This is a genomic window from Photorhabdus viridis, assembly GCF_040256935.1.
Lineage (GTDB): Bacteria > Pseudomonadota > Gammaproteobacteria > Enterobacterales > Enterobacteriaceae > Photorhabdus > Photorhabdus viridis.
Genome location: NZ_JBEJZY010000030.1, coordinates 1 through 11358, shown reverse-complemented (window position 1 = coordinate 11358; position 11358 = coordinate 1). Strand labels below are relative to the sequence as shown.

Annotated in this window: 10 protein-coding genes and 2 pseudogenes; 9 read left to right on the top strand and 3 right to left on the bottom strand. The window is 37.1% G+C overall.

Annotation, left to right across the window (positions count from 1 at the left end; all coding sequences use genetic code 11):
* The first annotated feature begins 430 nt into the window (after positions 1 to 430).
* Positions 431 to 1402, top strand: coding sequence for a glycosyltransferase (locus ABR397_RS13990; protein WP_350306266.1), 972 nt, complete (start codon positions 431 to 433; stop codon positions 1400 to 1402).
* A 295-nt stretch (positions 1403 to 1697) separates the two neighbouring features.
* On the opposite strand, the gene ABR397_RS13985 is transcribed toward ABR397_RS13990, so the two are convergent.
* Together ABR397_RS13985 and ABR397_RS13980 are read right to left on the bottom strand one after the other, a co-directional pair.
* A complete protein-coding gene (locus ABR397_RS13985) occupies positions 1698 to 2333 on the bottom strand; it encodes a tail fiber assembly protein (protein ID WP_350306265.1) in 636 nt (211 codons plus the stop codon).
* Positions 2333 to 3124, bottom strand: coding sequence for a phage tail protein (locus ABR397_RS13980; RefSeq protein WP_350306264.1), 792 nt, complete (start codon positions 3122 to 3124; stop codon positions 2333 to 2335). The genes ABR397_RS13985 and ABR397_RS13980 overlap by 1 nt, the downstream gene beginning before the upstream one ends.
* Before the next feature lie 709 nt (positions 3125 to 3833).
* Here ABR397_RS13980 and ABR397_RS13975 point away from each other — a divergent pair.
* The 8 genes and pseudogenes from ABR397_RS13975 (at position 3834) to ABR397_RS13940 (ending at position 10545) form a co-directional block, all read left to right on the top strand.
* Positions 3834 to 4154 (top strand): type II toxin-antitoxin system RelE/ParE family toxin, encoded by a 321-nt coding sequence (locus ABR397_RS13975; protein ID WP_023044886.1) that lies wholly within the window; start codon positions 3834 to 3836, stop codon positions 4152 to 4154.
* Positions 4144 to 4428 (top strand): helix-turn-helix domain-containing protein, encoded by a 285-nt coding sequence (locus tag ABR397_RS13970; RefSeq protein WP_350306263.1) that lies wholly within the window; start codon positions 4144 to 4146, stop codon positions 4426 to 4428. Before ABR397_RS13975 ends, ABR397_RS13970 begins: the two co-directional genes overlap by 11 nt.
* 249 nt (positions 4429 to 4677) lie before the next feature.
* Positions 4678 to 4866 (top strand): annotated as a pseudogene (locus ABR397_RS13965) (type II toxin-antitoxin system MqsR family toxin); the annotation flags it as partial.
* A 2-nt stretch (positions 4867 to 4868) separates the two neighbouring features.
* A complete protein-coding gene (locus tag ABR397_RS13960) occupies positions 4869 to 5267 on the top strand; it encodes a type II toxin-antitoxin system MqsA family antitoxin (RefSeq protein WP_350306262.1) in 399 nt (132 codons plus the stop codon).
* 749 nt (positions 5268 to 6016) lie between these two features.
* Positions 6017 to 7162 (top strand): sulfatase-like hydrolase/transferase, encoded by a 1146-nt coding sequence (locus ABR397_RS13955; RefSeq protein WP_350306261.1) that lies wholly within the window; start codon positions 6017 to 6019, stop codon positions 7160 to 7162.
* A gap of 148 nt (positions 7163 to 7310) precedes the next feature.
* Positions 7311 to 7490 carry a sulfatase-like hydrolase/transferase gene (locus tag ABR397_RS13950; RefSeq protein WP_407072880.1) on the top strand — a complete coding sequence of 60 codons (180 nt, stop codon included), beginning with the start codon at positions 7311 to 7313 and terminating at the stop codon, positions 7488 to 7490.
* A gap of 1012 nt (positions 7491 to 8502) precedes the next feature.
* Positions 8503 to 9447 carry a glycosyltransferase family 2 protein gene (locus ABR397_RS13945; protein WP_350306260.1) on the top strand — a complete coding sequence of 315 codons (945 nt, stop codon included), beginning with the start codon at positions 8503 to 8505 and terminating at the stop codon, positions 9445 to 9447.
* 327 nt (positions 9448 to 9774) lie between these two features.
* Positions 9775 to 10545, top strand: coding sequence for a glycosyltransferase family 2 protein (locus tag ABR397_RS13940; protein ID WP_350306259.1), 771 nt, complete (start codon positions 9775 to 9777; stop codon positions 10543 to 10545).
* A gap of 419 nt (positions 10546 to 10964) precedes the next feature.
* On the opposite strand, the pseudogene ABR397_RS13935 reads toward ABR397_RS13940, so the two are convergent.
* Positions 10965 to 11358 (bottom strand): annotated as a pseudogene (locus ABR397_RS13935) (ISNCY family transposase); the annotation flags it as partial.

Below are 11358 nucleotides of genomic sequence, written 5' to 3'. Positions count from 1 at the left end.
CATAGACAGAATTTTTTACCTGTTAACCGTTCTATTTAGCTTTAATACTAACAGGATGAATATGAGGATCAGCGAAATAGACAGTAATTATCAGGGATAGCAGTTATAAACTCATCAGTTTCTTACTTGTTTGTGTAAAACAGGGAAATAATAGAATTAAAGTCCAGCTGGCCATATGTCATCCCGATAGGGACACAAATAAGAATGATTATGCCGAGGCCAATAAGAAGAACTCTATAAAAATATAAATTACAAAAAAAATAGAAGAGGCCAATATTCAAATTTTATCTAGCCAAAATCTTCCCTGGAGATTATCATATACCTTTACGTCACGTAATTTAGAATAAGCTAATATCTCGGTAAAGCAGAGTATTGTAAAAAGGTAAGTTCTAAATACCCTTTAGTAACCTAACTATCGATTACACAAAACATGCTAAAATTACATGGTGTAGTAAATAAGAAATTTATCAATTCACATGCCCCAGATTTTCAGCAGTTGATACAGCAATGTGTTGACCCTGATGATATTCCTGAAAGGCTTTACCGCAAAGGAAGAGCTTGTTGGGTATTCCAAACTCTGATTACATTAAACTATTACTTTAAAGATAAAGTAGAGTGTAGCATTGGTTCTCAATGTAGATCAGATACTATTAATCTAATGCATTATGATGATTTTAGCTCAAGAGTGAAGCCTTGGAAGGGTTTGACTGTGGTCTGTAGAGCAGATAGACCACCAGTAGTAGGTGCTGACTATGTAATAGAGCAAAACAAAAATGCTGAAAAAAATGGAGGTATCTTTATATCTCATTGGCCTCAGCCTGGGCTCAAGCCCCGTATTGCTAATGATAATGAAATAAAAACATTAGGATATTTTGGACATCCTGACGGACTTCCAGAAGATTTCGTAACAGATGATTTACGACAAAGACTAGCCAAGCTAGGAGTAACTCTAAGAATATCATCTAACGACTGGACGGATTACAGGGATATTGATGTTGCTATAAGTTTCCGTAGAAAACAACACAATATCGAATTAGAGAGTAAGCCAGCTAGTAAGCTTATAAATGCCTGGATAGCTGGATGTGCTTTTATCTGCGATAACGAGCCAGCAATGCAGGCTGTATATGAAAACGAATTGGATTATTTAATAGCTAAGAACCCAGATGAGTTTATTGATGCTGTTATCAGGCTTAAACAGCATCCTGATCTATATCAACTAATGATAAAAAATGGAAAAAAACGGTTAGAAATGTTCTCTCGTGAAGCAGTTGCTATACATTGGTATCACTTATTCAATGATATTTGGCATAAAAGGCGGCATAAACGTTCCGTTTTTTTAAAAGCCCTTAATTTTTTCTGGATAAGAAAGTTGCAAAGATGGGGAATAACACTAAAAGATTAATTGATATCAGCGTTCTAAATGTTTTCAATATCCATCATCATAACTACAGAAAAAACACCGATACAGGTTACTATCTCAACTTTTATTGCTTTTAACTTGTAAGTATTGTTAGGTGAATATAGATGCACCAGAACTTTACCCAACGGTATGTTTCAGAGTCCAGCAGCTGTGTAATAGGCAAATACCGCGGTATTGGGGTAGATGATTCTTAATAGGGGTGACATTTCACTGGTTTAATACTGAATGGTCGGAATAGCTGAAATAAAAAATAGGGCCACACATGGCCCTGATTACCTTATTCTGTGGGTTCTTCAGGCCAGCTGATTTCTGGTACTGATGAAACATCAACTCGGCTCAGTAATACCAAATACTTTTTCCACTCAAGTAGCAGCGCTTTTTCTTCTTCAGAAGCTAGCTCAGTGTCAACGGCATATTGTAGAAATGTGATTGCTTCATTTGCATGTTGACGAAGTGTAGCTCGTTGTTGTTCTGCCTGTTCAATCTGGCTGGTTTTTAGGGCCTTTTTATCAGTGACCCACTGTTTTCCATCCCATTTATCAAAATCGGTGGTAGGTTGTTTGAATGTCATTGTTTCCGGTAATTCCCCCAGTTCAGTGACTTCCTGCTGTGCACGGTCCTGCGTGTTATAAGCTACTTTTCCGCGATGATCTGGGACGATTTCCCAGTAATTTTCATCTTTACTACGTCTAACAGCCATAGAATCAGATTCAGGAAGTTTAGGTGCATCTGAATAGGAACTGGCTGGTAATCCTATTCCTTCCATCAGATATTCTGGTTTAGCTCCAGTAAATTCTCTGGAATATGACGCGGCATGATAGATTGTTAACCAGCCAGCTTTAGTTGCCAGTTCGTCTTTACCTAATACGGCTGTTTCTGGCTCTAATGAATATTTTTGTTTCTGAGTTGTCATTATGCTGCTCTCACTATGTAGTTAAATGCGATATTGCGGGGGCGGGTTTCTGCTCCTCCTGCTGCTTCTGTCGTTCCATTTGTGTTCATAGCACCCCATCCACCACTACCATGTGATTCTCGTTCAAGAGCTCCAGTAAAAACGCCACCATGTGAATGGCTATGGATATCGTAATGTTGCCACGACAAAACCCCACGACCACTATCCACACCCCGGCCATCATCCCAACCACGAATAAACTCGCCGCGCAAATCGGGCAGTGTTCCTGATGGGTATGCTGCTGCTAATTGCGGATATGTAGATTTATTAAATGCCTGGCCGTTGCACGTCAGGTAACCTGATGGGGGATTTGGTTGCGGCCACGGGATGGGTGAGCCGACTGGATGTTGCTCAGGTGGTAACATTGTACTTGAATAGACGACATACCAGCCCTTCCACGTTTTACCCGAATCCCAAGATTGCCGGATCGCTATCTGCCCCGTGTGTGATGTGTATCGTTGTGTAATGACAGAATATTCAGCTTGTACTTCAAGTATGCCAAAGCTATAAAAGTCGGATGGAAAAGGGAAATCGCTGACAGTTGCGATATTTGGGACGTTTACGACTGCAAAACCCGCAGATAAAAAATCCTGAAATTTATTACCGTTATTCAGTTGTCCAAGTGCACATACATCCCCGGCACTCAGATTGACATCCCCAGTCAACGCTTTGCCATTCACTTTTCGGCTGTTCGGTACCGCATTAACAGTAATATCATCGAGTGTTGCTAATGTGCCAGATTTGAGCGGCAAGCTCGTTGCATAGATATTTTTCCCAGATTCATCTCTATAATAAAAGATTAACGGAGCTGAATTAGGATCTGTTGAAATTAAAGCATATTTACCATCCCTTTTTTTAAGTACAACACCCGCCCGCTCTGAATTCGAGTTAATGTTTAAACTACCGCAAGTAAAATTGTCTTGTGACTTTTTCAGCGCATATGTGCTATCTGCATCTGTTTTAGATACAGCACTATTCGCCCTCTCCACCGTTTCCGCTAAACCAACATTTTCTATAACCCATAAACTGACAGCATTCTTTGCCAGGGTAGCGGTTTAAAGCATTCAACAGGATTCAATCTGGTAAAAATCGGGCATATCCGCGTATCAATAAATAACCAAGATGGTGATTTTGAGAGGAGCACATCAACCATGAGGGAATTATGAGCGTATTTTGGGTAATAAATAAGCAAAAAACTAGCATTGTTCTTGTCTTACTAACTCAGAAACTTCATCACGGCATATCCCAAGCAAGACATTTTTCTCCAGGGGGTTAGATTCTTTGTTGACACCATAACCTATGCCTTATTGGTTAGTCAGGATAATTAATAGCCTTGTTTTGTCTTTTATTGCCCCAAAATTGATTATGTTGGCGCTGATTGATGAAGTTCACTCATGGGTTAAATTAACCCTTGATTTAAATGTACCTGCGGGTTAATGTCTTGACTCAAAGGGGGTATGTATGTTTGAACTGATATTTCACGAAGAAGCTAACAACGAGATTCAATCACTAGACGAAGTTATGCGAGGTAAAACGGTACTGGCGATTGATAAGCTGGAAGCCAGAGGGAATACGTTGAGGTACCCGGCAACAGAGCCGTTGCGCGACGGGTTATTCCAGCTAAGAGTTGGCAATAAAGACATTACCCGGACCATTTTTGCTTATGCCACTGGCCGGCGAATTTACATACTCCGTACATTTATCAAGAAGACACCAAAAACTCCAGCGTCAGAAATAAAACTGGCATTGCAAAGGTTAGAGGAGATGACAAATGAAAGTTAAAGGCATTCCTTGGTCAGAAGTCAGGGCGCAAGCCCTTTCATCCCCTGGAGCTCAGGCCGCTTATGAAGCAGCCAAACAGGAAGAGGAACTCTACGAGCTGATACAGAGCATGAAAAACAGGGCGGGCATTAACAGTTCACAGTTAGCCGAAAGACTGGGAATTACCCCACCGGCAGTAGCTAAGGTTGAAAAAAACCCAATGAAAGCCAGTGTTGCGACACTTGAACGCTATGCGGCGGCGTGTGGCGTCAACCTCAAAATTAGTATAGCTTAACTGCTGCCCACCTCTTGGATATTAACTAAGAGGTGGGGCATTTTACTAATCAATGAACCCCTCGTACTTCTTATGGAAAACAATATTAACAAGGCCAGTATAGATACCTTGCACGTTATGCCCGAGCTTGCGGTATCGAAAAACTCTAAATAACACTTTAATTTTAGCCACATCCTCCGGTACCTTTATCATGAAATTTGATTAAGATACCGGGCATTAGGATTAACGTATTACGCGATAGTGATGCTCCTTGAGTTCTCCGACATGCTAACCATAGTGATGGCGCTCACGCCAGCGGATTTCTACAAGAGTATGACGACTTACGCTGATCATATGGTCTGGCAAAACGTATACCGACCAAACACACATGTGGGTGATGTGTATCTGAAGCTGACGGTCATTGATGACGTGCTGATCGTGTCCTTCAAGGAGCTATAAAAATGAAATGTCCTTTTTGCAGTACAGCGGAACTTATCCACGACACGCGCGATCTACCCTATACATACAAGGGCGAAACAACAATCATTTCTGCTGTAACGGGCGACTTCTGCCCTGCTTGCGCCGAATCTGTTTTGGACGCTGCGGAATCAGAGCGTGTTATGTGCGAAATGCGCGCACTTTCGAAGCAGGTCAACGCAGCTATTGTCGATCCTAGCTTCATTGCCCGTGTGCGTAAAAAACTCGCACTTGACCAGCGGGAAGCCTCTGAAATCTTCGGCGGTGGTATTAATGCTTTCTCGCGCTACGAGAATGGCAAAACTAAGCCGTCGCTAGCTTTAGTGAAACTTAAGGTGTTAGATCGTCACCCCGATTTGCTCTCTGAAATCAGGACGGGGTAATTCCGTCTTGCACCACTAGAAATTGTGCCAGCGCACTATAAAACATTCTCAACCTGGCGGGGATTAAATCCCCGCCGATTTTCTGTCTTTCATACACAAATCCTTCGGAGCTCAGGCCGCTTATAAGTAGCCACGCGGGAAGAGGAACTCTACGCGCTGATACAGAGCATGAAAAACAGGGCGGCATTAACAGTTCACAGTTAGCTGAAAGACTGGGAATTACCCCACAGGCAGTAGCTAAGGTTGAAAAAAACCGATGAAAAAGTGAGAAGGCTTACCCGATTGCTATCAATTGCATGGGATCAATATAGGCGTTGATGAGTTCAATTGCAGAATAATCATTCTCTTTTTAATCATGTTTTCTATAACTCATTAATTCACAGCAATCCTTGTAAAGTCAGTTTTTAAAAATATAAAATGGGACTAAATACGGTAAGAATTAGCTATATTCGTGCATTTAATAATTATCTTATTTACTTTTTCCCTATATTGTGATTTATTAATGCATGATGTAAATTGAAAAGGTATGTTTATATGTTACGTAGGTCTTCTATATTATAGGTAAAGTATTCAGGTTTAAGATATCAAAGATAAAATAATTAGATTGCTCTTATTCACATGATGAAAAATACATAGTATAGTATTAATAGAAAATCTGATTGGATGAAGAAATTAAATCTCAACTTTTCTTATTTTTCGAAAGCTAAACTACTTTTCACTACTATACGATATTCTATTGATATATAAATATGAAATTTACAAAAGCCCGCCTAATCAAGCTATTACCAGTTGTTGCACTCTTCATTTTTTGTCTTCTAGCCCATATCTCTATGGGCTATCGTTTGAAAATAGGGTATGTATTCGCTATATTCTTTATTTTCCTATTGCTAAACAAGGTCACCATCATTTACAGAGTTCTTCTTGCCGTTCTTGGCATAGCAGCTATCATTTATGCCCCTGTAGGGCTGACATATGGATCACCAAACTTCAACTCAATTCTTTCGTTATTCTATACAAATAAACAAGAGGCCAGTGAGTTTATCTCTTCTATTCCAATTGAACATTATCTTTTTAGTGCGCTTATCTTGATGTTTTGCTTTTTATCGCTAAAGGTCAGCATTAATTTATATAAAAAGGTTAATGTATTTCTATTTTCTTTTGCATTAATCACGATAATACATCACCCTTTAAAATCTTTTATACAGGGTGAAGAGTTTAATATCTTTGACTCAGGTCTTCCTGAAATCAGAGTAGTCAAAGATGTTACCATCAACTTTATAAGGGTAAAAAGTGAATATAAAAAAATGCAGGAAATATTGAGAGAGAAAGATACGTGGGGAACAGTATCGGCACAGTCCAAATATAACACTTACATCGTTGTTATTGGGGAGAGTGTACGTAAAGATTTTCTGAATGCATATGGATTCCCTATACACAATACGCCTTTTATGAGTACAGTGAATGGGACGCTCTTTACAAACTATATCTCAGCAGGCCCATCAACCCAGATATCACTGGCAAATTCACTAGCAATGGTCAAAGATGGTAGAGAGATCTTAAGTAATAATATTGTTACACTAGCGAAAAAAGCTGGCTTTTATACCTATTGGATATCAAATCAAGGTTCGATGGGGTTATTTGATACTCCGGTTGCCAGTATGGGAGCTAGGGCTGATTCTCCATTATTTATTAAAAAAGGTGAATCCAGTTCTGGTCTTAACAGAAGTATGCCTGATACAAATATAATACCCATTGTGAAAAAAGTCTTAGAAGATAAGAAAGAGAAAAAGTTAATTGTTATCCATTTAATGGGATCACACTCTCCTGCTTGTACCCGAACAAATTATGAATACAAGGTGTTTTTTAAGTCAGAGCAGGTTTCTTGCTATAAATAGCTTTTCATAATTCTGCTACACATGGCCTTCTTCAACCCATTGTTATATATGGAGTTATGAGTGGCATAAGATGTAGCGCTATTTTAGAATCTTATTTATACAGAGTATTGAAAATACTGATAATTTACTGTCAATAATTACTGATGAAGTGCAGAAAAATGAGAAGAATTGGTCCTTGATGTATTTTGCTGATCATGGAGTGTCTTTCTTTGAGAAAGATACTAAGAAAATGAGACTTGCTCATAACGATAAATATAAGCAGAACTATCAGGTTCCCATGTTTATTACTTCCTACGACGATACATCACGGAAATTTATTAATGCTTAACGAAATTCAATGAACTTCTTAACACTATTTTCAGAATGGACAGGTATTAAAGAGCCTACAATACCTGAAAATTGTAAAATGTTGTCTAATGAAATGTGTGAAAACCAAGATGATGTTTTGAATTTCAGCAATAACATCATGGAATACAGCTCATTACTAGAAGATAAAATTCCAAAATGAATTTCATGTTGTAAAAAAACACAAACAGAATTTGTGTTGAACCTGATTTTTAGATAAAATTAACAGGTAATAGTGATAAGGTTAGACTAATTTATGAAAGCTAAAAAAATTGTTCTTGTAGCCTACGATATGCCGGGCTTCGGAGGATCAGCTGATATTAAAATCCTGTGTATTGATGCTCTACTCCCTGTTTTGTGATCTAGCTATAGAATACCATAATCGATACCTTCTGGTACTTCACGAAAATTGTTGAGGATAATAATGAGATTGTAATGCCTTGTTTTAGATAAACTGACGTTCTTTGATGTTGAGGTATGACTTATCATTTTAAGTGGCTTTCTCTCGTCACTATAATTGATTAACGTATGGTATAGCATGAGTTTATTTATTTGTACTTGAAAATCACAGTGATATTACTATGTTATGATCGAAGTGTTCAGGTTTAAAAAAATATTATTTTGATTTACATGATAAAAAATATGTTGTATTTTATTCTTAAATTGCTCAAATGGATAAAGATATTGCGATTAACTATAGTATAGCCAATCAAGAAGCGGGCATAAGAGAATATAAAATTTGTTAAGTTATATTGATATGTATAACATAGTGTCAGCCATACCAAGCTATGATACGTATATTATTTCTGTTGATAACGGAATGCCTATGAGCTTTATGAATATGTATGCTTTCCGATGAAAAGCATTCCTTTTTAAGAACAATGCTAATAGAGTTTTTTTACTAATTACAACATCCCAGTTGGCTTGTTAACTTAGTTATCACTGGTTAATTCATTGGCAATTGTAAATAAATAGTAGTAAAGGTGATTATCTATATGATGACTAAAACTAATGATACTCATGGTTGTATTCCAAAGAAGTTATCAATTGCAGTAGCTGCGCATAACCTAGAAAAACTAATTTTCAAATGTGTAAGCACCATAAAACATGCTTTATCTCAATGCGATCCTGAAGAATATGAAGTTTTTCTGATAGATGATAGCTCTTCTGATTCGACTCCATCAATCTTAAAAAAATTTTCTGAGGAGAATGAGTCCTTTGTTTATATAAGAAAGGAGTTTAGAAACGCAGGTAAAGTAAAAAAATATGCTGTAGAGATAAGTAATGGAGAGTATATAACATTCGTTGATGGTGATGACTTTTTATCTGACTTCTCTATGAGAGAAATTTTAGATTTCTTAGAGTATAATAAACCAGATATATTTATCAGTAGGTTAAATGAAGTAAGAAAAGATTCAGATATAATGGAAAAATCAAAATTACTGTCCTCTGTAGAACTTCACAGAGATACAGCAATAAAAGAATTCTTAATTCATAAAAAATATCAGGCTCATTTAATAGGGAAATTTTTTAGGAAAGAATTGTTCCATGGGAGTAATTTCCCTGAAGCTCCTTGTTATGAAGATGCATTGTTATTCCCTTTGTTATTGATCAAGTGTAATAATATTCATTATACTGAGATGAAGTACTATAATTATGTAAAAAGAGAGGGAAGCCTGTCTAATTCCATTAATGAAGTTAAAGTAAATATAATGGCAGAGGTTATCTTAATAACTGATAAAACTTTCGGGAGAAAATTTAGGAATCTTACAGCTTGCCATGCTATAGAGCTTATCTATAAGTACGGAGATAAATTATCAAAGGAATATTTTGATTCTATTTATGAGATAATAAATAGTCTGTCTACATTAAGATTTATATTAGACTCTAATGTTCGATTTAGTTTTAAAAGAAAACTTATTAATATAAGAAAGAAATAAAATTTCAAAGGTGAAAAATCCAATATTTTCTCTCACTAGAGAAAATATTGCAGAATAGATAATAGGAATTCTTCAGTATTCAAATAAGAAGATTGTTGTGTATAAAATTATATACAATGTTGTGGGGGATATTTATCCGTCTATGAGTAGAAAAGATGAATCATAAACACTGTATAGGAATACACAAATATTTAATATATTATCTTTTACTAAAAGGTTAAAAGTGTCTTAAAATAAAGCAATTTATTATGACACTATGAGTGTGGTGATTTTTTGGTCACCACACTAAGTAATAGTGGATTCTAGAGAAATCGATGAGTAAATATTATGTTCTTTTCTGATTCAAGTGATGTTACCTTAGTTATTACAAGTTGTGGTCGATTTGATTTATTAAAGCAAACCATTGAATCATTTGATAAGTATAATTCTTATCCTATAAAAGAGGTCGTTATAACAGAAGATTCTGGAGACAAATCTATTTATTCTGTTATACCTCAGCACTGGTTACCATATTGTGAAATTATTTTAAATAATCCTAAGCTAGGGCAGATTAAGTCAATTGATCTGGCGTATAGTAAAGTGAAAACTGACTATATATTCCATTGTGAAGACGATTGGCTTTTCTATCGAGATAAATTTATCGAAGATTCTTTTGCTATTTTGAAATCTGATGAAAACATACTTCAAGTATGGCTCAGGGATTTAAAAGAGGATGTGATGCTTCATTATCCATTCCATTACCCTAGTAATTTCAGAGAATTAGAAGGTGTTTGTTTTTCTACTCTGGAAAGTAATGATCCCAAATGGAGAGGATTTAGTTTTAATCCAGGGCTTAGAAGAAAATCAGATTATGAGCTATTCATGCCATACAATTTAGCTAATGACACAGAGATGACACTATCAAAAAAATATGCTGAAATAGGTAAATATGCAGTTATTTTGGATAAAAGTGCAGTTAAGCACATCGGTTGGGATGATCATATAGAATCAGATGAAGAGATAACGCAAAGAAAAATCAAAAATAGACGAAAAATAAAGTATTTTACTTTTGGTGTAATTACAGGATGCGTTTTAATGTATTTTATTAAAGGATTTTAATTAATATCTATTTTGTTTGTGAATATTAATAAGCAATTTAATATTCTAATCGTAATGCACGCGATTAATGCTATACGAGGGGCTCCATGCCCCTTATTGAAGTTCCATCAATATAATTAACCTCAGCTCTAGCTCTGCTTAAGAACAGAGATTTCAGAAGCACGTAGATTCAGACTCGGGCTTATCGCTTGGAATGTAAATGCGCCGCTTCTATGCGTTTCGTGCATTGACACTCAAGCATTTTTATGCCGATAACGTATCAATAGTAAGTTTGTCAGACATTTGTTCAAGCTCAGTCCGGTGATTTTCATCACTGTTTCACGGTCGATACTTGCACTCCGGTGACTGTTCTGACAGTCACCGTAAGATCCTCTTTTAACATAAATCATTGAATACTGATTAAGAACTCTCAGCACGAGTTAGTGGCGTATTTGCTCAAGTTCGTTTTGACTCAACCCGGTCGTTTTCATTATCGTTTCACGGTCAATACCCATGTCGATCATCGCACACGCGATTTTCAGGATCCCCCGTTTTTCGCCTTTATGCAATCCTTCTTGGAGTCCTTCTTGGAGTCCTTCCTGGCGTCCTTCTTGGCGCCCTTCCTGGCGTCCTTCCTGGCGTCCTTCTTGGCGCCCTTCCAGACGCCCTTCAATAAACCCTTTCTGGTGCCCCTTCTGCTCCAGTTTCTGCGCTATTGTCATTAGTACCTCCTCATACCTCGGGGACTGTTCTGCCAGTCGCCGGATAAAACCCTCTGGATCGGCAGTATCTCCCGCCTGTAATAAGTAGTTTAGCACGCTTTTTAGCTGTTCA

Excerpts from the sequence above, each read along its gene's own strand:
- ABR397_RS13990 (WP_350306266.1), top strand. The coding sequence starts at position 431 with ATGCTAAAATTACATGGTGTAGTAAATAAGAAATTTATCAATTCACAT.
- ABR397_RS13985 (WP_350306265.1), bottom strand. The coding sequence starts at position 2,333 with ATGACAACTCAGAAACAAAAATATTCATTAGAGCCAGAAACAGCCGTA.
- ABR397_RS13975 (WP_023044886.1), top strand. The coding sequence starts at position 3,834 with ATGTTTGAACTGATATTTCACGAAGAAGCTAACAACGAGATTCAATCA.
- ABR397_RS13970 (WP_350306263.1), top strand. The coding sequence starts at position 4,144 with ATGAAAGTTAAAGGCATTCCTTGGTCAGAAGTCAGGGCGCAAGCCCTT.
- ABR397_RS13960 (WP_350306262.1), top strand. The coding sequence starts at position 4,869 with ATGAAATGTCCTTTTTGCAGTACAGCGGAACTTATCCACGACACGCGC.
- ABR397_RS13955 (WP_350306261.1), top strand. The coding sequence starts at position 6,017 with ATGAAATTTACAAAAGCCCGCCTAATCAAGCTATTACCAGTTGTTGCA.
- ABR397_RS13945 (WP_350306260.1), top strand. The coding sequence starts at position 8,503 with ATGATGACTAAAACTAATGATACTCATGGTTGTATTCCAAAGAAGTTA.
- ABR397_RS13940 (WP_350306259.1), top strand. The coding sequence starts at position 9,775 with ATGTTCTTTTCTGATTCAAGTGATGTTACCTTAGTTATTACAAGTTGT.